Origin of the sequence: Klebsiella indica, assembly GCF_005860775.1 — a bacterium.
Classification (GTDB): domain Bacteria; phylum Pseudomonadota; class Gammaproteobacteria; order Enterobacterales; family Enterobacteriaceae; genus Klebsiella; species Klebsiella indica.
Window position 1 is genome coordinate 26,725 of sequence record NZ_VCHQ01000011.1, and the last position, 24,129, is coordinate 50,853.

A 24,129-nucleotide genomic window follows, 5' to 3' on the forward strand; every position below is an offset into this window, starting at 1 on the left:
AGAGTGGATGTAAAAATGAAGACGTTGAAAAACTGGACCTTACGCCAACAACTGGATCACCACGTTGAGTTGACCGTCGATGGCCAGCACATCCTGTGCCTGTATGTCCTGGAAGAGAATATGTTCCGCGTGTTGCTGAAGCGGCACGGTCAGTTGGCGCTGGATCGTACCTGGAGTATCGCCCCACAGCAGGATGTGCCGTGGGAAGGACGCCCGCGCGAGGATTTGAGCGGCTTTAGCCTTCCCGCCTGGCAGCTAACAGAGCGCGACGGCATGCTGAGCATCGCCACCGAGCATCTGCGCGTCACCGTCCACCAGCCGCTGTGGCTGGAATGGTGCTACCGCGATGAAGTCGGCGAGTGGCAGCCGCTCGTTAATGACCGCCCTACCAGCGCCTATCTGGCGAATGCGCACGGCGACGGCGTTGCCCACTACCTTAGCCGCCGTAAAGATGAACGCTTCTATGGTCTTGGTGAGAAGGCTGGCAATTTGCAACGTACCGGCAAACGCTATGAGATGCGTAACCTTGATGCCATGGGTTATAACGCGGTGAGCACCGACCCGCTGTACAAACATATTCCATTTACCATCGCTCAGCGCAGCGATATTAGCTACGGTCTGTTTTACGATAACCTGAGCAACTGCTGGCTGGATCTCGGGAACGAAATCGACAACTATCATACCGCCTATCGCCGCTGGCAAGCGGAAGCAGGCGACATCGATTACTACATCTTTACCGGCAAGCGCGTGCTGGATGTCACCAAAGCCTTTGTGCGCCTGACGGGGAAAACGCTGTTCGGGCCGAAGTGGAGCCTGGGTTACAGCGGCTCAACCATGCATTACACCGACGCGCCGGATGCGCAAAACCAGCTGATGAACTTTATCCGTCTGTGCAATGAACACGCCATTCCATGCGACTCGTTCCAGCTCTCATCCGGCTATACCTCAATTAACGGCAAACGGTACGTCTTTAACTGGAACTATGACAAGGTGCCGCAGCCGAAGGTAATGAGCCAGGCATTCCACGATGCGGGGTTGCGGCTTGCGGCAAACATTAAACCGTGTCTGTTGCAGGATCACCCACGCTACAACGAAGTCGCGGAAAGAGGGTTATTTATCCGTGATTCGGAAACCGACGCGCCGGAACGTTCAAGTTTCTGGGATGACGAAGGCTCTAACCTTGATTTCACCAATCCGCAAACCGTCGCCTGGTGGCAGGAAGGCGTCACCACGCAGTTGCTGAAGATGGGGATCGACGCCACCTGGAACGATAATAACGAGTATGAAGTGTGGGACGGCGAAGCCCGTTGTCACGGATTTGGGCAGGAGATCGCCATCAAACATATTCGCCCGGTCATGCCGCTGCTCATGATGCGCGCTTCGCAGGAAGCTCAGCAGCGCTTTGCGCCGCACAAACGCCCGTATCTTATCTCTCGTTCCGGTTGCGCCGGGATGCAGCGCTACGTTCAGACCTGGAGCGGCGATAACCGTACCAACTGGGACACTCTGCGCTACAACATCCGTATGGGACTGGGAATGAGTCTCTCCGGGCTATTTAATATCGGCCACGATGTCGGCGGTTTCTCTGGCGAAAAGCCGGATCCGGAACTGTTCGTGCGCTGGGTACAGAACGGCGTCATGCATCCACGGTTCACCATTCACTCGTGGAATGACGATCATACGGTGAATGAGCCGTGGATGTACCCAGGCGTGACGTCGGCGATTCGTAGCGCGATTGAGCTGCGCTATCGTCTGCTGCCGTACCTCTACACGCTGCTGTGGCAGGCGCACGCCGACGACGAGCCGATGCTGCGCCCCACTTTCCTCGACCACGAACACGACGCGCAAACCTTCGCAGAGTGCGACGACTTCCTGCTTGGCCGCGATATTCTGGTGGCGAGCGTGGTGGAGCCCGGTCAACGTGAACGCCGCGTCTGGCTGCCGGATAACGAAACCGGCTGGTACGATTTCGATAGCCACGAATGGTTTTCTGGCGGTCAGTGGATCACCCTGAGCGCGCCGCTGGAAAAACTGCCGCTGCTGGTACGCGCTGGCGCAGGTGTGCCGCTGAGCGAACGGATCGCTCATGTCAGCGCTGAGCACGACGATACCCGCGAACTGAAACTGTTCCCGGTCAAAGGCGTGGGGACAACATCCGGTCTGCTGTTTGAAGACGATGGCGAAAGCTGGGGTTATCAGACGGGCAATGCCTTGTGGGTGGAGTGGGAGATGGCGTGTGACGGTTCCACCATCAACCTGAAAATCAACGCACGCGGTGATTATCGTCCGGCGTGGAACGCGCTGAAGGTATCGTTACCGGCGGGGGAAAAACGCACGCTGCGGGTGAATGGCGTTGAAGGGAGTGAGTGGGTGCTCTGAAAATTGCCGGGTGGCGGCTTCGCCTTACCCGGCCTACAAACTGTAGCGCAGGCCCGGTGAGCGTAGCGCCGCCGGGCATCAGCGTGTTACTCGATCCCTTTACTACGCAGATAATCTTCGTAGTTGCCGCTGAAGTCCACCACGCGCTCAGGCGTAATTTCTATCACCCGGGTCGCCAGCGAGCTGACGAATTCGCGGTCATGGGAGACGAAGATCAGCGTGCCCTGATACATCTCAAGCGCCATGTTCAGCGATTCGATCGATTCCATATCCAGGTGGTTGGTCGGTTCGTCCATCACCAGAATATTCGGTTTCTGCATCATTAGTTTACCGAACAGCATACGGCCCTTTTCACCACCGGAGAGCACTTTTGCGGGCTTCTTGATATCGTCCTGGCTAAACAGCAGACGACCAAGAATGCTGCGCACCGCCTGCTCGTCGTCACCTTCCTGTTTCCACTGGCTCATCCAGTCAAACACCGTCAGGTCATTTTCAAATTCATATTCATGATCCTGCGCGTAATAGCCAATGCGCGCATTTTCTGACCATTTCACGGTGCCGTTATCCGGCGCCAGATCGCCCACCAGGGTTTTCAGCAGCGTCGATTTACCCACGCCGTTGGTACCGAGGACCGCCAGCTTTTCACCCACTTCCAGCAGCAGATTGACGCCTTTAAACAATGGACCGTTATCAAAGCCTTTCGCCAGCGCTTCCACTTCCAGTGCGTTACGGAACAGCTTTTTATCCTGCTCGAAACGGATGAACGGGTTCTGCCGGCTGGAGGCCTTCACCTCATCAAGTTTGATTTTGTCAATCTGGCGAGCGCGGGAGGTGGCCTGGCGAGATTTAGAGGCATTGGCGCTAAAGCGGCTAACGAAGGATTGCAGTTCAGCAATTTGCGCCTTTTTCTTGGCGTTATCAGCCAGCAGACGCTCACGGGCCTGCGTCGCTGCGGTCATGTACTCGTCATAATTGCCCGGATAGACACGCAGTTCGCCGTAATCGAGATCCGCCATATGGGTGCAGACCATATTCAGGAAGTGACGGTCGTGCGAAATGATGATCATGGTGCTGTCACGTTCGTTCAGCACCTGCTCCAGCCAGCGAATAGTATCGATATCCAGGTTGTTCGTCGGTTCATCAAGCAGCAGAATATCCGGGTTGGAGAACAACGCCTGAGCCAGCAACACACGCAGCTTCCAGCCGGGGGCAACTTCGCTCATTGGGCCATAATGCTGTTCGATCGGAATACCGACGCCGAGCAGCAGTTCACCAGCGCGCGCTTCGGCGGAATAACCGTCCATCTCGCCATACTGCACTTCGAGATCGGCGACTTTATAGCCATCCTCTTCGCTCATCTCTGCCAGAGAGTAGATGCGATCGCGCTCCTGCTTTACTTGCCACAGTTCAGCATGGCCCATAATGACCGTATCCAGCACGCTGAATTCTTCAAAGGCAAACTGATCCTGACGCAGTTTACCGATACGCTCGTTAGGGTCGAGGGAAACGTTGCCCAGCGTTGGCTCCAGATCGCCGCCGAGGATCTTCATAAAGGTGGACTTACCGCTACCGTTGGCACCAATCAAGCCGTAGCGGTTGCCGCCGCCAAATTTGACGGAAATATTTTCGAACAGCGGCTTACTGCCGAACTGCATGGTGACGTTACTGGATACTAGCACGGGGTTATCCTGACAAATGAGAATGAGAAGTGTGATAAACCAGACATTATGCCAGCAAATGCTTCACTTTTCACGGGCCGTTATAAAATCATCAATGTGGCTTGTGTTAGGGTCAGTGTCATATTGCGCGGTTACACTGTTTATTACTGCGTGATTTTTCTACTTAAACATGGAAGGAACCTATGAAAAGACTCTCCAGCCATCCGGCTTTCTTATCGCTACAGGGCGGTATCAACTTTCGCGATCTGGGCGGCCAGCGTACCGCCGATGGCCGCCGCGTGCGCTCAGGTAAACTGTTCCGCTCCGGCTCGCTGCATATGATGACCGCCGATGACTTAAGCCATCTCGACGCAATCCCCCTTAGCCGGGTGATTGATTATCGCGACCCGGGAGAAGTCAGGCGCAGTCCCGACAAGCTAAACGAACTGGCTCACTACCTTAATGCTCCCGCTAACCCACTCGTTCACCACGTCAACGCAAAAGTGACCGAGTTTAACGCCGCGACGCTTAATGCCGTTGACGGTCAACAGTTTATGCTGGAGCTGTATCGTCAGTTGCCGTTCAACAACCCTGCCTACCGCCAGTTGGTCAAATGGCTGATGGAGCCATTCGACGGCGCGCTGTTACAGCATTGTGCGGTGGGTAAAGACCGTACCGGCATTGGCTGTGCGCTGACGCTGTTGGCGCTCGGCTGCGATCGACATACGGTGATGGAGGAATACCTGCTCACCCAGGGCATGCTGATGCAGGTTGAAGAATTCATGCTCGAATCGCTCGGCGACGCATTGACCGCCCGCGGACGGCAGACCCTGGCGGAAATCATGACGGTTCATGAGTCATATCTTACCGCGGCTCTCGCCCAGATTGATGAACGCTACGCAAGTATTGACGCCTGGCTTGAGCAAGAGTATCAGCTCACGCCGTCGGCGCGCGAAGCCCTTCAGTCGCGGCTTCTGGAGGGGTAACCCCCTCCCGTTTTCACACCGGCAATTGTCCTGATGGTCAGTAACCGCACATGGCATGCATAGCAGCAGGAAAAAAATGTGATTTCGTACACATCTCATTTACCTGTTTGCCAGAATGCACATATAATGCGCTCCCATCGACTTCCTGTTTAAACTGACAAAGGCCAGTGTGGCATTAACATCGCCCACGACATAAAGCATATGAAATTATCAACTCTCATCGCGGCAGCCTTCGCAATCGTGGGCTTTTGCAACACAGCTTCTGCTGTAACCTATCCACTGCCTACTGACGGCAGCCGTCTGATTGGCCAGAATCAGGTCATTACCGTTCCGGAAGATAACAAGCAGCCGCTGGAATATTTTGCCGCTGAATACCAGATGGGTTTGTCCAACATGCTGGAGGCCAACCCTGGCGTGGATACCTTTCTGCCGAAAGGCGGTACCGTGCTGAATATCCCGCAGCAGCTGATCCTGCCGGACACCGTTCATGAAGGGATTGTTATCAACAGCGCGGAAATGCGCCTCTACTACTATCCGAAAGGCACCAACACCGTCATCGTGCTGCCTATCGGTATCGGCCAGTTAGGTAAAGACACGCCGATCAACTGGGTCACCAAAGTTGAGCGCAAAAAAGCAGGCCCGACCTGGACCCCTACCGCGAAAATGCACGCGGAATATATTGCCGCAGGCGAACCGCTGCCAGCCGTTGTCCCGGCCGGCCCTGACAATCCGATGGGGCTGTATGCGCTCTATATTGGCCGCCTGTACGCCATTCATGGCACCAACGCCAACTTCGGTATCGGCCTGCGCGTCAGCCACGGCTGCGTGCGTCTGCGTAACGACGACATCAAATTCCTGTTTGAAAACGTGCCGGTCGGCACACGCGTTGAGTTTATCGATGAGCCGGTGAAAGCCACCACCGAGCCTGACGGCAGCCGTTTCATTGAAGTGCACAACCCGCTGTCTACTACCGAAGAGCAGTTCCAGGGCAATGAAATCGTGCCAATTACCCTGAGCAAGGCGGTACAGGCGGTAACGGGTCAGAGTGATGTTGACCAGAGCGTGCTGGAACAGGCCATTCACAACCGTTCCGGCATGCCGGTGCGCCTGAACTAACGGCACATAATGCACAGCGGCGGGCCAGGGCCCGCCCTTTTTTTATCCGTTATTGACCAGAATAATGCCGCCGTGATCGTAGCGATAGTGGCAATGGGCATACTCCAGCGGCGTACCGTCCTCCAGATAGACGACCTGTTCCACTTCCAGTACCGGATCGCCGGGCTCGCAGTTGAGGTATTCTCTATCCAGTTCTTGCGGTTTCATCGCCCGAACCACACGATATGAACCCATTATTTTTAGCCCCAGCGTCTCCCGCACGTAGCGAAACACCGAGCTTTCCAGATGCGTTTTATTCAGGCCGGGAACCAGCGCCACGGGCATCACGGTCAGATCCAGCGACACGGGTTCATCATTAAGCAGCCGCAGGCGAACAAAATCATAGACTGGCGCATCAGCGTCAATCAGCAGCGAACTTTGCTCTTTTTCTGTCGGAAAGCGCAGCTCAAAACGAATCACCCGGCTTGCCACTTCGCCCAGGTGTTCCCAGGTTTTGGTCGCGCCAAAATAGTCGCTACCGGGCAAATCCCACTGCGAAAGCTGCAGGAAATTTTTGCGCACGAACGTGCCCTGCCCCTTACGGGTATAAATTAGCCCTTCAACGATAAGCTGGCGCATCGCCTGCTGGATCGTCATTCGGCTGGTACTGAACTCCGCTGCTAACGCGAACTGATCCGGTAATGGCGCGCTGGCGGGATACTGCTGACTGATAATTCGCTTTTTAATTTCCCGCGCAATCAAAAGATACTTTGCCGCCATTACCGTTCCTTATTGTTTGTTTATCCCGTTGTTTTTTAAGGCCACTCGCTCAGCAACCTTGAGGAAAGGCAGGTAGAAGAATACACCAAAGATGATGATGATCAACTGTACCACGACCGCCCGCCAGTCTCCCGCCGTCGCCAGCCAGGCGCTGAGTATCGGCGGCGTGGTCCACGGGATCATGACCACGCAGCGCGACATGAGTCCCAGCGTGGTGCAAAGCCAGGCGAAATAGATGCCGATGGCGGGTAGCAGCACAAACGGGATCATCAGCGGCACGTTAAACACGATCGGCAAACCGAAAATCACCGGCTCGTTGATATTAAACAGCCCGGGCGTAATGGCAAGACGCGCCACCTGCTTCGAGGCCCGCTGACGCGAAAAGAGAAAAATAGCGATCAGCAAGGAAACGGTGCTGCCGGTGCCGCCAATCATGCCGAAGGTCGGCACAAAGATATTATTAATAATGTGCGGGATCGGCTGGCCGCTGGCGTAGGCCAGCATATTCTCATTGGTATTAATCAGCAGGAACGGCTCCAGCACCACCCCGTTCACCACAGTCTGATGAATACCCAGCGTAAACAAGAAGTTGCCAAAACTGTAGATAAAAAGGGTTCCCGGCAGACTGGTATTAATCAGCCGCAACGGCTGCTGGATAAGTGTGGTAATCAGATGAATCAGATCGGTATGCAGCAGGTTATTCAGCAGGGCGGCAAGCACCGCGAACAGCGACAGCGTCAGAATGGCCGGGATCAGCGAGGAGAACGATTGCCCCACCGCCGGCGGAACGTTCTCTCCAAGATTGATTGTCAGACGCTTGATACTGGCGATCCGCATAAAGATTTCAGTCGCCAGCAGGCCAATAAGCACGCCCGCGAAGATCCCGGTGGAACCAATGTTGGCGAAGGTCAGCACCGAGGTCAGGCTTACCGTCGTTTTCCCGCCGACGGGCACCAGTTCCACCTGAATGGGCATCATAATAATAAAACTGCATAGGGAAATGACGACAGTCGAAACCGGATTAGCGAAATTTTTGTTGCGCGCCAGCGCCCACGCAATCATCGGCGCAATCAGCAGCGCGGCAATATTCAGGGTCCCGTTGATAATCGCCTCGCCCCATACTTTAAAGTGCGCCAGCGTGTCGCCCTGTAATAGCCAGGGAAATACCACATTATTCACCAGCACCGCCAGCCCGGCCAGAATGAAAATGGGCATGACGCCGGCAAATGCATCGCGCAGTGAACGCAAATGTACCTGATTTGCGATCCGCGCGGAAAACTCAACAAAGCGATCGGTCAAAGACTGCATACTGGACGTTGTATTATCAGACATTTTGCAGAATCCTCTTTATCACTTACCCGTACTCCCCTGAATAATTCAGTTTGCAGACAGGGATTCAGCGAATGCATCCCTGCTCGCTTAGCGAAAATCCAACCACCGGGGCAATAAGTCTGCCGAAAACAGATTTATCGCTGTTTTCAGCCCCCGGGATGAGGACGATGGATAAACGCCCCTGCTGCCTGAAATATGACGGGGATAACCTGGCGCGGACTGCGCCGCTACATCTCTTCGCCGTTGCTGTGAATCACCCGTTTCAGCCACGCGTAGCTTTTCTTTGGTACCCGTTTAAGGTCTTTTAAATCATGGTTTTCGCGGTTGACGTAAACCACGCCATAGCGTTTACGCATATCGCCCTGCGAGCTGAGAATGTCGATAAGCCCCCAGCCGAGATAGCCGATCACCTGCGCGCCATCTTCAAAAATCGCCGCTTTCATGGCGTTGAGATGATCGCGGTGATAGGCGATGCGGTAATCGTCAGCAATTTGGTTTTCGCCATCCCAGGACTCAATAACTCCGATGCCGTTTTCAATCGGGAACACCGGCAGTCGCCAGTCGTTGTAGTAGCGGGTAATAATGGTCCTGAAGCCCAGCGGGTCGATCTGCCAGTCCCACTCGGTGGCCTTCAGATACGCATTCTTTTTATTGCCAAATCGCATGTAATCGTTCACCGGCGTGTCCGGCGGAATGAGATCGCTATCGAGAACCTTGCTGGCGTAGTAACTAAAAGCCAGATAGTCGACTTTTATCGTCGCCATCAGCGCCAGATCCTCCTCACGGTAGATATCATCAAAACCTTGTCGGGCGACAAAATGCATCACCTCCGGACTGTAGCCCTCTCCAGCGTAAGCCCGCAGCAGATTCTGATTGAAGAATTCATCCAGTTGTTGGGCGCAAAACATATCGCGCGGTTTGCAGGTCGCCGGATAGACCAGCGCATGGGCCAGCATCCCCCCCATCAGACACTGTGGCTTAGCCTGATGCAGGTATTGCGTCAGATGAACATGGGCCATCATCACGTGATGCTGGATCTGATACAGCTCGCGGAGCGTTTTCTCTCCCCGCATATAGCCTGAGATCTGAAACGCGTCCGGCATATGATAAAGATTCTGCTCATTGAAGGTCAGCCACCACTTCACCTTGTCGCCAAAGCAGTCGATCATCTTCTTCCCGTAGCGAATAAAAGCGTCCATCACGCGGCGATCGGTGAAACCGTTGTCGCGTTCCGCCAGCGACAGCGGCATATCGAAGTGATACAGGCAGATCATCGGCTCAATATCGCGGGCGATCAGCGCATCAATAAACTGGTGATAAAAGGCGATCCCTTCGTCATTGAACTCACCATCACCTTGCGGGCAGACGCGGCTCCAGGAAATCTGAAAGCGATAGCAGTTCATGCCCAAATCCTGCATAAGGTCGAAATCTTCCCGGTAACGGTGATAAGCGTCGGTGGCCACCTTCCAGTCGGAAGCAAACTCTGCAGGCGGGCGGATATCGTAGACCGACATCCCCTTACCGCCCTCGTTCCACGCCCCTTCGGTTTGCATACTGGAAACTGAATTGCCCCATAAAAAATCGGCCGGCAGTGTTTTCTTCATCACCCTCACCTATATGACTAGTCATTTTAATTTAATGACTAGTCATATAGGTGAGAAACGATCGCAACGCAAAATCTGCGTTCGATTTTTGTGAGCACAATAGATAAAAAAAGCCGGATCGCGATATTCACGATCCGGCTTGCGGAGAGAAGATTACTGTTGTGCGAGCTGATTGCGGCGGTATTCCCCCTGGCGCTCCAGCATCCAGCCCGGATACTCTCGCGGCAGCGCGCTAACCTTGTCCAGTTGCTCCAGCTCGGCATCACTCAACGCAATGGTGGTCGCCGCAAGGTTATCGGCCAGTTGCTCCGCACGCTTCGCGCCAATAATCACGCTACTTACCACCGGCTGATGCAGCAGCCAGGTCAGCGCAATTTGCGCGACCGAAACGCCTTTAGCGGCGGCGATGTCACGCATCACATCGATACAATCAAAAGCGCGATCTTTATTCACCGGCGGGAAATCAAATTCCTGACGACGACCGCCGCTTGCCGACTGCCCGTTACGATCGTACTTCCCGCTGAGCAGTCCTCCCGCCAGCGGGCTCCAGACCATCAGGCCCAGCCCTTCGCTCTGCATCATCGGCGCCAGCTCGCGCTCAAGATCGCGTCCGGCAATGGTGTAGTAAGCCTGTAAAGAAGCAAAGCGCGCCAGCCCCAGGCGTTCGGAAATCCCCAGAGCTTTAACGATCTGCCAGGCCGCCCAGTTAGACACGCCGATATAGCGGACATGCCCCTGCTGCACCAGACTATCCAGCGCATACAGCGTCTCTTCAATGGGCGTCGCCGGATCAAAACCGTGCAACTGGTAAAGATCGATATGGTCGAGCTGCAGGCGACGCAGGCTCTCTTTCACGCTGCCGATAATGTGATAGCGCGAACTGCCGCGCGAATTGACACCCGCAGTCCCGGTTTCGCCAAAGACTTTGGTCGCCACGACTACATTTTCACGCGGCACTTTCAGGTTTTTCAGCGCCTGGCCGGTAATCTCTTCCGAACGCCCTTCCGAATAGATGTTAGCGGTGTCGATAAAGTTAATGCCCGCATCCAGCGCGCTGCCCACCAGTTGCTCTGCTTCCGCCTGACGCAACTGGCCCACTTTCCCCCACAGACCACCTTCCCCCCCGAAGGTCATCGTCCCCAGGCACAGTTCTGAGACAAAAAGGCCGGTGTGGCCCAGTTTTTGATAACGCATAGGACTCTCCTTAATCAGGATGGTTAACCTCAGAAGAGAGTTATACCCCTGAGTCGGAGTACGCGAATGGGGCGTTTCTGTCTGTTTCTTGCCCAATTCTCTGAAAATCAAATCTGCAGCAGAGCATACCCCACCAGCGCCGCCCACAGCAGCATCGGTACAGAGTAGAGATGGAAACGCCACCAGATACGGCGATCGCCCGCCATTCGCAGCGCGATCAGATTCGCCAGCGAACCGGGCAGCAAGCCAAAGCCGCCCACGTTAACCGCCCACGCCAGCAGTACCGACGGGGGAACATAGTGAAGCAGCAAAATGGTGGCCGGGACATTGCTGATAAACTGCGACAGGCCAATCGTCGTCAGCCACAATCCGCCTGTCGGAAGTTGCGCAACGCCATTGAGCGTATGCTGTAAAACCGGGAGTTGGATCAGCAGGTGCACATCAATAAACATCACTATAAAGACCAGCAGCAGCGTCCAGTCAACGTGGATAATCACCGCCCGCGCCAGCAGCAGAAACCCCAGCGCAACGATTGCCAGCCCCCACAGTTCCTGCTTGATCTCTAGTGCCGCCAAAAAGGCCAGATACAATGCCAGACAGCTCCAGACCAGCGTCGGCTGCCATGAAGGCGCCCTGTCACGACTCTGATAGCTGAGATGCTTAGGGGGAAAACAGAACCAGCACAGCGCCAGCAGGGTAATCATCATCGCCGCGGCCAGAGGCAGCATCTGACCGATAAAAGCCGGAAATGAGAGGCCGGAGCGCCCCCACAGCAGGATATTTTGCGGGTTACCAATAGGGGTTAATAAAGACCCGGCATTCACTGCCAGCGCTTCGAAAATAATCAATCGACTGGTCGGAATCGCACACCACTTTTTGAGCGTTAACGTCAATGGCACGACGATAAACAGCGCCACATCGTTGGTTAAGAAGGTGGAAAGCAGCGCGGCGGCCAGCACCATAAAGATGGCCAGTTGGCGTTCGGTCACAAAGCGGCGCGCCATTTTACGGCCAAGCACATCGAAATAGCCGCTCAGTTCAATGCCTTTGGTCAGTAGCATCAGCCCGCTGAGGGTGATAATGGTATGCCAGTCAATGGCATGCGGCCAACGCCCGGGAGCAAACGGGACAAAGACGCTTAAAACAATGCCGACAATTAGCAGCAGATGTAAAAAGCGGTCGCGCAGCAGCGACTGAACAAAGGCGAGGTTCATTCTCCCTGCGGCCCCTGCCTGAGGGTAAATTGCTTAAACATTTCCAGCGTCTCTTCGCTAACGTGATGCTCCATCCCTTCCGCATCGCGACGGGCAATTTCCGGGCTCACGCCAATCACCAGTAAAAAGTTTTCCACAATCTGGTGACGTTCGCGGCTCTCCTGCGCCAGCTTCTCACCCTCCGGCGTTAAAAAGATCCCCCGCCACGGGATCTGTTCGATCAGCCCGACGCTGGCCAAACGTTTTAACATCTTTGCAACCGTTGGCTGCGACACCCCAAGACGCGCGGCCATATCCACCTGGCGGGCTTCCCCCACCTCCAGAATCAGATCGGAGATCAGTTCGACATAATCATCAATCAGCTCGCGACGATGCGCCTCACGCACCTGGCGAAATCCCTCAACATGTTCTTCGACATTCACTAACTGCGTCACTTTTTTTGTTATTGGCTTACCTGCGCGACGGTTCATTGTGCTTCCTCATTCCTGTGACGCATCAAGCATCATATAAAAGGATCCCCATTGTAATAGATCGCGCACAGAGAACAAAAAATTAACGTTTTAGCCATAGCTATAAGATATAGCCTGTGCTATATCTGTATGTAATACACACATTGCTTCAGGGAGTGAAGGGCGAGTTCACAGGAGGTTGTTATGAACGAATTCAAGAGGTGCTTAAACGTGTTTACTCATTCTCCTTTTCAAGTTCGCTTAATGCTTATCGGTATGCTGTGCGATCTGTTCAACGGTAAAGCCCCGCAGGATAAACCGGGTAACTAACGCGGCGTCGCGGTACGCCGCTTTATTTTTTATCATCCCGTCACGTCAAACTGTCTGATTACTCAGCACTTCAGCGACTTTTTTCAAGTTTTGTAAGCGCCCTCCCAAAACAATCCCTTATGAAGAGTTGATCTTAATATTCGCAGAACCTATCTTTTGTCAGCCCTGCCACTACTGCGGCTCGCAGAGACCCTCTTCACGCATTGTCCAGCAGGTTTCTCCCCCTGATGCCAGGAGATGCACATGGCTCTTTTTGATTGTTTATTATGAATGTCACAATAAAAGAAACGCTGGCCGCTCGCGGGCTGATGCCAAATCCATGGACAGGATTCTACTTTTTACAATCCCTGTTGATTAACCTGGCGTTTGGCTACGACTTTAGCCTGCTCTATACCGTCGCCTCTACCTGCGCCCTGCATCTGCTGTGGCGACGCTTTCCGCGCGCGCAAAAAGTCGCCATCGGCTTCTGGTCGCTGCTGGCGGCCATATACTACCCTTTTGGTCAGGCCTACGGCGCGCCGAATTTCAATACGCTGCTGGCGCTGCATGCCACCAATATTGAAGAGTCCACCGAGATCCTGACCATTTTCCCGTGGTACAACTATCTGCTGGCTGTGTTTATCTTTGCACTCGGGGTCATTGCCGTGCGCCGTAAACCGGAAATATCAACGCGCTGGGGTAAAATGGATACCCTGGGGCTGCTGTTTTGTATCGGTATTTTCTTCCTGCAGCCTGTGCAAAATCTTGCCTGGGGCGGCGTCTTTAAGGTCATTGATACCGGCTACCCGGCCATGCGCTTCATTAAAGATGTGGTGGTCAATAATAATGAAGTGCTGGATGAACAGGCGCGGATGGCGCGACTGGCAAACATGAAAGATAGCTGGCACGTGCTGGCGGTAAAGCCAAAATATCATCTGTATGTTGTGGTTATCGGGGAGAGCGCGCGACGCGATGCGCTCGGCGCTTTCGGCGGCCACTGGGATAACACGCCGTTCGCCAGTTCAGTCAACGGTTATTTGTTCAATGACTACATCGCCGCCAGCGGCTCAACGCAGAAATCTCTCGGTTTAACCCTCAACCGGGTCGTTGATGATAAACCGCAGTATCAGAATAACTTTGTCAGCCTTGCCAACCGCGCGGGTTTTCAGAGCTGGTGGTTTTCCAATCAGGGGCAGATTGGCGAATACGATACCGCGATTGCCAGTATCGCCAGACGTGCGGACGAAGTACAGTTTCTCAAAAACGGGGATTTTGAAGCCAATAAAAATAGTCAGGATACGCAGTTATTAAAGCTAACCGCGCAGGTGCTTGCCGTCCGTCGCCCTCAGCCGCAGTTGATTGTCCTGCATTTGATGGGCTCACACCCCCAGGCCTGCGACCGCACCAAAGGCAAATACACGGCTTTTGTGCAGTCGAAAGAGACATCGTGCTATCTCTTCAGCATCACGCAAACCGATTCGCTGCTCAGCAAACTCTACGACCAGTTGCAAAACTCAGGTGAAACCTTCTCAATGACCTATTTTTCCGATCATGGTCTGGCGTTTAAAGAACGGGGAAAAAAGGTGCAGTACCTGGCGCACGATGATAAGTACCAGCAGAACTTTCAGGTGCCGTTTATGGTGCTCTCCAGTGATGATAAATCCCACAAGATCATTAAAGCGCGACGTTCCGCCAATGACTTTCTCAGCTTCTTCTCACAGTGGACCGGGATTAGCGCAGAGGAAATTAACCCACGCTATCGTTTTATTTCCGAACAGCAGGCCGGACCAACGTACATCACCAACTTCCAGTTGCAAAAAGTGGACTATAACCATCTGGATACCGATGCGTTTACCCTTAACTAAGCCGCCTCAGCCGCGAACAGGCAAAAAAAATCCGCCCAACGAGGCGGATTTTTTCATCACCGATGTGAGGTGATTAGAAGCGGTAACCGACGCCAGCGATCCAGGTGCCAACATCAACGCTACGAATGCGAGACTGCTCATAGGAGAAGTCCAGCGCAACGTTTTCGATCGGGTTGAACTGCAGGCCCGCACCGTAAGAGAAACCGTAGTCGCTCATATCAGATTTATTCGGGTAGCTGTTATCCTGGAATTTACCGTAACCAACGCCCACGACGCCGTAGATGCTTGCCCAGTCATTCAGACGGTAAGCCGGACCTGCGGTGATACCGTAGTACTGGCCTTTTTTGTAAACGCCATCTTCGGTACGATCTTTTTCAGTGTAGGTAAAGGAACCGATAACGCCCAGCGGGTTGTTGTCTTGCTCGTAGCGATATTTCAGGTTGAAGCCCGATGCTTTATTCGCTGCACCCTGCATATCGCTCTGCGCGTAACCACCGGTAACGGTAGACGTTGCAGCGTATGCAGTGGTGCTTACGGACGCAGCCAGAACAACGGCCAGTGCTGAAAAACGTGCAATTTTATTCATAACCACCTCAAATGTGTTTCCAATAAGTCCTAAGCTTTAAATATAACAAAAACTTCTGGGAAACTCTTTTCACTTTACATTGTCTAAAGCGCTTTTTCCTGTAACTAAAGATTTCCCGGTTTCGATAACAATCTGGAATTTAACTCTTTTTAGCGGATATTTTGCTATTAAACCCCGCTAAACGTCGGACATGCATCCAGATTATTCCTAATCCTTTGGTCAATTTATCTTCGTAATTCCTCGTATTGTACTGCTTTCATCGCCTTATTTTTCAACATTAGCTCAACCGCCGTCGGGTATTTCCATTACACTGGGGTTTTTACTCCATTTGACAAAATCTGACAGGAGAAAGGATGCCCCGCTCGTCTCGTAAAGTACCGGCCTGGTTGCCGATACTGGCTATTTTTATCGCCATGCTCTCTATCCAGAGTGGCGCATCGCTGGCCAAATCCCTGTTTCCGCTCGTCGGTGCGCCTGGCGTCACCGCCCTACGTCTGGCGCTTGGAACCTTAATCCTGGTGACGATCTTCAAACCCTGGCGTCTTCGCTTTGCCCCTGAACAGCGTCTGCCGCTGCTTCTGTACGGCATTGCGCTGGGAGCGATGAACTATCTGTTTTATTTGTCAATTCAACGGATCCCGCTGGGCGTTGCGGTGGCGCTGGAGTTTACCGGGCCGCTGGCGGTGGCGCTCTTTGGCTCTCGTCGCCCGCTCGACTTTGTGTGGGTGGTTCTGGCAGTGCTTGGATTGTGGTTCCTGCTGCCGCTGGGGCAAAACGTGACGCAGATAGATCCGCCTGGCGCGCTGCTGGCGCTCAGCGCAGGCGCCTGTTGGGCGGTTTATATTCTGACCGGACAGCGGGCCGGTGCAGGGCACGGGCCCGCCACGGTATCGATGGGGTCGCTTATCGCTGCGGTCATTTTCGTGCCGATGGGAATGATACAGGCCAGTGATACGCTGTTTCAGTGGGCGTTGTTGTTGCCCGGACTCGGGATCGCTATTTTATCTACCGCGCTTCCTTACTCGCTGGAGATGATTGCCCTTACCCGTTTGCCCAGCAAGACGTTCGGCACCCTGATGAGCATGGAGCCCGCTCTCGCCGCGCTTTCCGGGATGCTGTTTCTTGGCGAAACGTTGACGGCTTCCCAGACGCTGGCGCTGGGCGCGATCATTCTTGCTTCAATGGGTTCCACGCTGACCATGCGCCGGGAAACAAAAATCAAGGCGGTAGATATCAACTCGCCACGAGATCCTCTGTAATAGCTGAAAGCAACGCGGAGCACATAAATGCAATAAACTGATTTATAAATAAAAAATTACATTTTGCAGACCGTCTCTATCGAACTGATAGAGACTACCGCCCCTGCAAAGTTCATATCCGTTGCTATACTTAAACCCGTAAGTTATTGGGATGAGACACTCCGCATAATTCAAATTTGAAGTATGACGAGTACAAATATCAAGAGGATATGACACTATGAGTACCGCAAAACTGGTTAAAACGAAAGCAACGAATCTGCTCTATACCCGTAACGACGTCGCTGATAGTGAGAAGAAAGCGACCGTTGAGCTGCTGAATCGCCAGGTGATCCAGTTCATTGACCTGTCGCTGATCACTAAACAGGCTCACTGGAATATGCGCGGTGCAAACTTTATTGCCGTTCATGAAATGCTGGATGGTTTCCGCACTGCCCTGGTCGATCACCTTGATACCATGGCTGAGCGCGCTGTACAGCTTGGTGGCGTGGCTCTGGGAACCACGCAGGTCATCAACAGTAAAAGTCCGCTCAAAAGCTATCCGCTCGATATCCATAACGTCCAGGATCATCTGAAAGAACTGGCCGACCGCTATGCCATTGTTGCCAATGATGTGCGCAAAGCCATTGAGGAAGCAAAAGATGAGGATACGGCTGACATCTTCACCGCCGCATCCCGTGACCTGGATAAATTCCTGTGGTTCATTGAAGCCAATATTGAGTAATGCCAACTGCCGTCAGCATCGCTGGCGGTTTTTTTATTTCCCCCACCCCGCAATGCACTGTTTTAGTGCTCTCCGACAACCGCAACCGGCGTCAAAGTAAATCAATTGTAATAATAAGCTCACACAATCGTTATAATAAGATTGTTTTAACACCATGAATTGCGTTAAAAATAGTCTGATTATGCGAGATTCTTATGACGCACCAAAATAGAGCCCCAGTTTAGTGCAATTACTCTTACGGGTTATCAAAACTGTGCAACAGGATTAATCCTGGTTGTTATAAAACAATAAGTTGTAAAACTGGCATGATTTTTTCATATAAGAGTACTTGTTCTCGCAGGGGATCGTCCCGTGGATAAAAAAGGAAATGCTATGAAGTCTGTATTAAAAGTTTCACTGGCTGCACTGACCCTGGCTTTTGCGGTTACTTCTCACGCCGCTGATAAAAAACTGGTTGTCGCTACCGATACGGCATTTGTGCCGTTCGAATTTAAACAGGGCGATAAATACGTTGGTTTCGACATTGATCTGTGGGCGGCTATCGCCAAAGAACTGAAACTGGATTACACCCTGAAGCCTATGGACTTCAGCGGCATCATCCCGGCGCTGCAGACCAAAAATATCGACCTCGCGCTGGCGGGGATCACCATTACGGACGCACGTAAAAAAGCGATCGACTTTTCTGATGGCTACTACAAAAGCGGCCTGATGGTAATGGTTAACGCTAATAATAACGACATTAAAAGCGTTAACGATCTGAACGGTAAAGTGGTTGCCGTGAAGAGCGGTACAGGCTCCGTTGACTACGCGAAAGCCAATATTAAAACCAAAGATCTGCGTCAGTTCCCGAACATTGACAACGCCTATATGGAACTGGGTACCGGTCGTGCCGATGCTGTCCTCCACGATACCCCGAACATTCTTTATTTCATCAAAACGGCTGGCAACGGCAAGTTCAAAGCGGTAGGTGAATCTCTGGAAGCGCAAAGCTACGGTATCGCCTTCCCGAAAGGCAGCGACGAACTGCGTAACAAAGTGAACGGCGCGCTGAAAACGCTGCGTGAAAACGGCACTTACAACGAAATTTATAAAAAATGGTTTGGTACTGAACCTAAATAATAATCAGCATTTCTCTTCCTGGCCTGCTATGGCCGAGTAGACCTGGAACTTACCGGCGCTACCCGTCAGCAGGCCTGAATAGTTTCCCCAGAGATTTTCTTCTGTTTTCAACACGGTAACAGGAACACATTATGCAGTTTGACTGGAGTGCCATCTGGCCCGCTATTCCTATTCTGCTGGAAGGCGCCAAAATGACGCTGTGGATTTCCATCCTCGGCCTGATCGGCGGTCTGATAATCGGCCTTGTGGCTGGCTTCGCTCGCTGTTTCGGCGGCTGGATAGCCAATCACATCGCCCTGGTGTTTATCGAAATCATTCGCGGTACCCCGATTGTGGTGCAGGTGATGTTTATCTACTTCGCCCTGCCAATGGCGTTTAACGATCTACGCATCGATCCCTTCTCCGCAGCAGTGGTCACCATCATGATCAACTCCGGCGCCTATATTGCGGAAATTACCCGCGGCGCGGTACTGTCGATCCATAAAGGTTTTCGCGAAGCAGGCCTCGCGCTGGGTCTTTCTCGTCGGGAAACCATCCGTTACGTGATCCTGCCGCTGGCGCTACGCCGTATGCTGCCGCCGCTGGGCAACCAGTGGATTATCAGCATCAAAGATACCTCGCTGTTTATTGTCATCGGCGTCGCTGAACTGACCCGTCAGGGGCAGGAGATCATTGCCGGTAACTTTCGCGCGCTGGAGATCTGGAGCGCGGTGGCCGTTATCTATCTGATTATCACTCTGGTGCTGAGCTTTGTTCTGCGTCGTCTTGAAAGAAGGATGAAAATCCTGTGATTGAATTTAAAAACGTTTCCAAACATTTTGGCCCAACTAAAGTGCTGCATGATATCGATCTGAAGATCAACCAGGGTGAAGTGGTGGTGATCATCGGGCCTTCCGGTTCCGGTAAATCGACCCTGCTACGCTGCATTAATAAACTGGAAGAAATTACCAGCGGGGATCTCATCGTCGATGGTCTGAAGGTCAACGATCCGAAAGTCGACGAGCGCCTGATCCGCCAGGAGGCGGGGATGGTGTTCCAGCAGTTTTATCTGTTCCCTCACCTGACGGCATTGGAAAACGTCATGTTCGGCCCGCTGCGGGTTCGCGGCGCGGATAAAGCGGCGGCAGAAAAACTGGCGAAAGACCTGCTGGAGAAAGTGGGCCTCGCGGAACGCGCGCACCACTATCCTTCCGAGCTTTCCGGCGGCCAACAGCAGCGCGTCGCCATTGCCCGCGCGCTGGCGGTAAAACCGAAAATGATGCTGTTTGATGAACCGACTTCCGCGCTGGACCCTGAACTGCGTCACGAAGTTCTGAAAGTGATGCAGGATCTGGCCGAAGAAGGCATGACCATGGTCATCGTCACCCATGAGATCGGCTTTGCCGAAAAAGTGGCTTCGCGTCTGATCTTTATCGATAAAGGGCGCATTGCGGAAGATGGCGATCCGCAGGTGCTGGTCAACAACCCGCCAAGTCCCCGTCTGCGCGAGTTCTTGCAACACGTCGCCTGATGTTCAATGGCTCTCTCCAGTCAGGGGAGAGCCGCTTTCCGTTTCCGGAATCATCTCAGCCCTTTTCTCCAGACATCGTCTTCTATACTTAACGGTTTGAGACACAATGGAGGGGATTGTGGCGCGGATTCTGTTACTGCTCACACTGCTATTCACCCTGCCGCTATCGGCCGCGACGCAGCCAGCGGTTCCGGCAAACACGGCTGACCAGTCCAGCAGTAGCGAACCCGATCTCGCGCAGAAGAAAGCCGCTTACGCCGCGCTGGCCGACGTGCTCGAAAATGCCGACGCCCGACAGGAGCTTATCGACCAGTTACGTAAAGCCGCCGCCACGCCGCCTCCGGCCAGCGCGCCGACGTTAACGCTGCCAGAGGAAGAAGATAAGACCACGGTGCTGGAAAACGTCACCCACATCAGCCGCGAATACGGTGCAGAGATCTCGTCACGCTTCTCGCAGTTGTGGCGCAACATCACCGGCTCTCCGCACAAACCTTTCAATTCACAAACCTTCACCAACGCGGCCTGGCATTTTTTATTGCTGGCCGGACTGGTCTTTGCCTTCTGGTGGCTGGTGCGCCTCGCCGTCCTGCCGCTATACCGCAAAATCGGCCACTGGGGACGACATAAAAATCGCGAACGACGTAACTGGCTCCAGCTCCCCGCCACCATCGCCGGCGCTTTTATCTGTGACTTGCTTCTGCTGGCGGTAACGCTGTTCATTGGTCAGATTTTAAGCGAGCACCTTAATGGTAATAATCCCACCATCGCCTTCCAGCAAAGTTTGTTTCTCAACGCCTTTGCCCTGATTGAGTTTTTCAAAACGCTTCTGCGGGTAATTTTCTGTCCACAGGTCCCGGAACTACGCCCGTTTACTCTCAGCGATGAGACGGCGAAATACTGGAACCTGCGCCTTAGCGCACTAAGCAGCCTGATTGGCTACGGGCTGATCGTCGCCGTGCCGATTATTTCCAATCAGGTCAACGTTCAGTTTGGCGCGCTGGCCAACGTAATTATCATGCTGTGCATTACCCTGTGGGCGCTATACCTGATATTCCATAATAAAAAAGCGATCGCTCAGGAACTTATCCAGCTTGCCAACCGCTCTCTGGCCTTCTTTAGTCTCTTTATCCGCACCTTTGCCCTGGTCTGGCACTGGCTGGCCTGCGCCTATTTTATCGTGCTGTTTTTCTTTTCTCTCTTCGACCCCGGCAACAGCCTGAAATTTATGATGGGCGCGACGCTGCGCAGTCTGGCAATTATCGGCGCCGCCGCGCTGGTCTCCGGCGTACTCTCGCGCTGGATTGCAAAAACCATCACCTTGTCGCCGGAAACCCAGCGCAACTATCCGGAACTGCAAAAACGGCTTAACGGCTGGCTATCCGCATCGCTGAAAGCCGCACGAATTCTGACGGTCTGCGTGGCGATTATGCTGTTGCTTAGCGCGTGGGGACTCTTCGATTTCTGGCAATGGCTCCATAACGACAGCGGGCAAAAGGCAGTGGACGTTCTTATTCGCATCGCGCTGATCCTGTTCTTCTCGGCGATCGGCTGGACGCTGCTCGCCAGTCTGATTGAAAATCGACTGGCATCAGACATTCATGGCCGCCCGCTGCCCAGCGCCCGCTCCCGGACGCTGCTGACGCTCTTACGCAACGCGCTGGCAGTGGTGATCAGCACCATTACGGTGATGATCCTGCTCTCCGAGGTGGGCGTGAATATCGCCCCGCTGCTGGCAGGTGCCGGTGCGCTGGGCCTCGCTATCTCTTTCGGCGCGCAAACCCTGGTCAAAGATATTATTACCGGTATTTTTATCCAGTTTGAAAACGGCATGAATACTGGCGATCTGGTGACGATCGGGCCATTAACCGGAACGGTGGAACGGATGTCGATTCGCTCCGTCGGCGTGCGCCAGGATACTGGCGCTTATCATATTATTCCGTGGTCTTCGATAACCACCTTTGCTAATTTCGTTCGCGGTATTGGCTCAGTGGTCGCCAACTATGACGTCGACCGGCAGGAAGATCTGGATAAAGCCAGTCAGGCATTAAAAGAGGCGGTAGCGGGCGTGATGGCCCAGGAAGAGATTCGCGGACTGATCATTGGCGATCCCGCTTTCGCCGGGCTGGTTGGCCTGAGCAATAATGCCTTTACCCTGCGAGTCACCTTTACCACCCTGCCGCTGAAGCAGTGGACGGTACGCTTCGCCCTCGATACCCAGGTGAAAAGGCAATTCGACCGCGCGGGCGTGCGGGCACCGGTACAAACTTACCAGCTACTGCCTGCGCTCACGCCAGACGAGCCGCCGGCCCCCACAGCGCCGACGTTATAAAGTCCGCCGACGTCTGGCGTCGTCCATAAAGCTCCAGGCGATAAAACGGCTTTGCTTATTGCCCTGCGCCATCTCTTTTTTCACCACCTTCACCGCTCCGACCTCAGTCAGGGCGCGGTAGAGCGGCGGCAGATTATCGCCGCGGGAAACCAGCGAAGTAAACCACTTCACCTGATGGCCAAACTGCTGGCTTTCCCGGATCATCTGGCTAATAAAGGCCACCTCGCCCCCCTCGCACCACAGCTCCTGCTGCTGGCCGCCAAAGTTCATCGCGCCATCTGCGCCCAGGCCCAGATTGCGGCGTTTACGCTCGCCGCCCGCCTGCGCGCTGGCAGCAGAATCATGAAATGGCGGGTTACACAAAGTTGCATCGTAGCGTTCGTTTTTATGGATAATCCCCGTCAGAATCGCTTTTTCATCTTTTTGGCGACGCAGGCGAATCTGGCGAGTCAGCCCAGTATTACCGTTAACGATAGCCTGCGCGCTGGCGAAAGCTTCAGCATTCACTTCGCTACCGGTAAAACGCCAGCCGTATTCGTGCGCGCCAATCAACGGGTAGATGCAGTTTGCGCCAACGCCGATATCAAGAATGCTGGCATTCGCTGGGATCGTTTCGCTATCCAGCGCCAGCAGATCGGCAAGATGATGAATATAGTCCGCCCTGCCCGGCACCGGCGGGCAGAGAAAGCCGTCGGGGATATCCCAGTATTTCACCGCGTAAAAGTGCGCCAGCAGCGCTTTATTCAGCGCCTTTACCGCCAGCGGACTGGCAAAGTCGATGGTCTGCTCTCCCAGAGGATTAAGGATGATAAAGCGCTGTAGCTCAGGGTAAGTCTGGCACAGCGCGGGCAGATCGTAGCGTTGGTGATGACGGTTACGCGGATGTAACCCCGGTTTCTGGGCTTTCATGGCAATCTCCTTTGGACAGCCGCGTAAGATACCCGTTGACGGCGACGCGGTAAATAAGTGAGTCTGGATATCTACTTTTTTGTTGCAGGTGGCGTATGTACTTCTATCAACCTTCGCACGGGCATGGTCTGCCGCACGACCCGCTGAACGCTATCATTGGCCCCCGGCCCATCGGATGGATAGCCTCGCTTGATAGCCACGGCCAACGTAATCTGGCGCCCTACAGCTTTTTCAACTGCTTTAACTATCGGCCGCCGATCATTGGTTTTGCCAGCTGCGGCTGGAAAGATAGCGTGCAGAATATCATCGAGACCAAAGAATTCGTCTGGAACCTGGCAACTCGCCCTCTGGCGGTCGCCATGAACGAAACGTCCGCCAGCATACCGCGTGATGAGGATGAATTTGTCCGTGCCAGGCTGACCCCCGCCCCCAGCCGTATTATCAACGCCCCGCGCGTTGGCGAAAGCCCGGTGAACTTCGAGTGTCGTCTTTCTCAATGCATCCAGTTAACCACCGCAGCAGGCGTGTCGATTGAAAGCTGGCTGGTGCTGGGCGAAGTGGTTGCAGTCCATATTGACGAATCGCTGCTGGAGGAAGGGATTTACCAGACCGCCAAAGCCCAGCCAATTCTGCGTGCCGGCGGCCCCAGCGCCTATTACGGCATTGATGAAAGTTTACGTTTTGACCTTGTTCGTCCCGACACCCGCTAAACGCTTTCCCTGCCCGGTCATCTCTTTCACATCAAGGTCGGGACAACCACGTACCGACCCCAATACATTCCACTTCTCTCCCCTCGCGGTGTCGCCTGCTGTTTATGTAGAAAAAATGCAG

The 24,129-nt window shown here is 53.7% G+C and carries 21 protein-coding genes; 12 read left to right on the forward strand and 9 right to left on the reverse strand.

Going from position 1 to position 24,129, the window contains the following annotated elements; translation table 11 throughout:
- Positions 1-15: 15 nt before the first annotated feature.
- Entirely contained in the window at positions 16-2,379 is a 2,364-nt protein-coding gene (locus FE839_RS09315; protein WP_138360554.1) for a glycoside hydrolase family 31 protein, read from the forward strand.
- An 86-nt stretch (positions 2,380-2,465) separates the two neighbouring features.
- Here FE839_RS09315 and FE839_RS09320 read toward each other — a convergent pair whose 3' ends face one another.
- Positions 2,466-4,058, reverse strand: coding sequence for an ABC-F family ATPase (locus FE839_RS09320; protein WP_138360555.1), 1,593 nt, complete (start codon positions 4,056-4,058; stop codon positions 2,466-2,468).
- A gap of 182 nt (positions 4,059-4,240) precedes the next feature.
- On the opposite strand from FE839_RS09320, the gene FE839_RS09325 reads away from it, so the two are divergent.
- Positions 4,241-5,023 carry a tyrosine-protein phosphatase gene (locus FE839_RS09325; protein ID WP_138360556.1) on the forward strand — a complete coding sequence of 261 codons (783 nt, stop codon included), beginning with the start codon at positions 4,241-4,243 and terminating at the stop codon, positions 5,021-5,023.
- 201 nt (positions 5,024-5,224) lie between these two features.
- Positions 5,225-6,139 carry a L,D-transpeptidase gene (gene ldtB, locus FE839_RS09330; protein WP_138360557.1) on the forward strand — a complete coding sequence of 305 codons (915 nt, stop codon included), beginning with the start codon at positions 5,225-5,227 and terminating at the stop codon, positions 6,137-6,139.
- A gap of 42 nt (positions 6,140-6,181) precedes the next feature.
- Here ldtB and FE839_RS09335 read toward each other — a convergent pair whose 3' ends face one another.
- From FE839_RS09335 to mntR, 6 genes are all read right to left on the reverse strand, one after another.
- Positions 6,182-6,898 carry a GntR family transcriptional regulator gene (locus tag FE839_RS09335; RefSeq protein WP_138360558.1) on the reverse strand — a complete coding sequence of 239 codons (717 nt, stop codon included), beginning with the start codon at positions 6,896-6,898 and terminating at the stop codon, positions 6,182-6,184.
- 9 nt (positions 6,899-6,907) lie between these two features.
- Positions 6,908-8,230 (reverse strand): PTS sugar transporter subunit IIC, encoded by a 1,323-nt coding sequence (locus FE839_RS09340; RefSeq protein WP_138360559.1) that lies wholly within the window; start codon positions 8,228-8,230, stop codon positions 6,908-6,910.
- A 227-nt stretch (positions 8,231-8,457) separates the two neighbouring features.
- Complete coding sequence (locus FE839_RS09345) at positions 8,458-9,834, reverse strand: glycoside hydrolase family 1 protein (protein ID WP_138360560.1); 1,377 nt, start codon at positions 9,832-9,834, stop codon at positions 8,458-8,460.
- Between the two features lie 153 nt (positions 9,835-9,987).
- Positions 9,988-11,028: an aldo/keto reductase gene (locus tag FE839_RS09350; RefSeq protein ID WP_138360561.1), complete on the reverse strand. Its 1,041-nt coding sequence runs from the start codon at positions 11,026-11,028 to the stop codon at positions 9,988-9,990.
- A 107-nt stretch (positions 11,029-11,135) separates the two neighbouring features.
- Complete coding sequence (locus tag FE839_RS09355; protein WP_138360562.1) at positions 11,136-12,242, reverse strand: SLC13 family permease; 1,107 nt, start codon at positions 12,240-12,242, stop codon at positions 11,136-11,138.
- Entirely contained in the window at positions 12,239-12,712 is a 474-nt protein-coding gene (gene mntR, locus FE839_RS09360; protein WP_138360563.1) for a manganese-binding transcriptional regulator MntR, read from the reverse strand. The genes FE839_RS09355 and mntR overlap by 4 nt, the downstream gene beginning before the upstream one ends.
- A 183-nt stretch (positions 12,713-12,895) precedes the next feature.
- On the opposite strand from mntR, the gene mntS reads away from it, so the two are divergent.
- Both mntS and FE839_RS09370 read left to right on the forward strand, forming a co-directional pair.
- On the forward strand, positions 12,896-13,021 hold the full coding sequence (gene mntS, locus FE839_RS09365) for a manganase accumulation protein MntS (RefSeq protein ID WP_138360564.1): 126 nt from the start codon (positions 12,896-12,898) through the stop codon (positions 13,019-13,021).
- Between the two features lie 266 nt (positions 13,022-13,287).
- On the forward strand, positions 13,288-14,865 hold the full coding sequence (locus FE839_RS09370; RefSeq protein ID WP_138360565.1) for a phosphoethanolamine transferase: 1,578 nt from the start codon (positions 13,288-13,290) through the stop codon (positions 14,863-14,865).
- A 73-nt stretch (positions 14,866-14,938) separates the two neighbouring features.
- Here FE839_RS09370 and ompX read toward each other — a convergent pair whose 3' ends face one another.
- Positions 14,939-15,451, reverse strand: coding sequence for an outer membrane protein OmpX (gene ompX, locus FE839_RS09375; protein WP_138360566.1), 513 nt, complete (start codon positions 15,449-15,451; stop codon positions 14,939-14,941).
- Positions 15,452-15,804: 353 nt separating this feature from the next.
- On the opposite strand from ompX, the gene rhtA reads away from it, so the two are divergent.
- The 6 genes from rhtA to ybiO all read left to right on the forward strand — a co-directional run bounded on the left by rhtA (position 15,805) and on the right by ybiO (position 22,389).
- A complete protein-coding gene (rhtA, locus tag FE839_RS09380) occupies positions 15,805-16,710 on the forward strand; it encodes a threonine/homoserine exporter RhtA (protein WP_138360567.1) in 906 nt (301 codons plus the stop codon).
- Positions 16,711-16,927: 217 nt separating this feature from the next.
- Entirely contained in the window at positions 16,928-17,431 is a 504-nt protein-coding gene (gene dps, locus FE839_RS09385; RefSeq protein WP_138360568.1) for a DNA starvation/stationary phase protection protein Dps, read from the forward strand.
- A gap of 372 nt (positions 17,432-17,803) precedes the next feature.
- Positions 17,804-18,550 carry a glutamine ABC transporter substrate-binding protein GlnH gene (gene glnH / locus FE839_RS09390; protein WP_138360569.1) on the forward strand — a complete coding sequence of 249 codons (747 nt, stop codon included), beginning with the start codon at positions 17,804-17,806 and terminating at the stop codon, positions 18,548-18,550.
- Between the two features lie 131 nt (positions 18,551-18,681).
- Positions 18,682-19,341, forward strand: a complete 660-nt coding sequence (glnP, locus tag FE839_RS09395; RefSeq protein ID WP_138360570.1) for a glutamine ABC transporter permease GlnP — start codon at positions 18,682-18,684, stop codon at positions 19,339-19,341.
- Positions 19,338-20,060 (forward strand): glutamine ABC transporter ATP-binding protein GlnQ, encoded by a 723-nt coding sequence (gene glnQ, locus FE839_RS09400; RefSeq protein ID WP_138360571.1) that lies wholly within the window; start codon positions 19,338-19,340, stop codon positions 20,058-20,060. The genes glnP and glnQ overlap by 4 nt, the downstream gene beginning before the upstream one ends.
- Positions 20,061-20,166: 106 nt before the next feature.
- Positions 20,167-22,389 (forward strand): mechanosensitive channel protein, encoded by a 2,223-nt coding sequence (gene ybiO / locus FE839_RS09405; RefSeq protein ID WP_421808288.1) that lies wholly within the window; start codon positions 20,167-20,169, stop codon positions 22,387-22,389.
- Here the strand turns inward: ybiO and rlmF are convergent.
- Positions 22,384-23,298, reverse strand: coding sequence for a 23S rRNA (adenine(1618)-N(6))-methyltransferase RlmF (gene rlmF, locus FE839_RS09410; RefSeq protein WP_138360573.1), 915 nt, complete (start codon positions 23,296-23,298; stop codon positions 22,384-22,386). The two genes, ybiO and rlmF, sit on opposite strands and share 6 nt — an antisense overlap.
- A gap of 95 nt (positions 23,299-23,393) precedes the next feature.
- Here rlmF and FE839_RS09415 point away from each other — a divergent pair, with 95 nt between their 5' ends.
- The gene (locus tag FE839_RS09415; RefSeq protein WP_138360574.1) at positions 23,394-24,008 is read left to right on the forward strand and encodes a flavin reductase family protein; all 615 of its coding nucleotides are present in this window, start codon (positions 23,394-23,396) and stop codon (positions 24,006-24,008) included.
- The last annotated feature ends 121 nt before the right edge of the window (positions 24,009-24,129 follow it).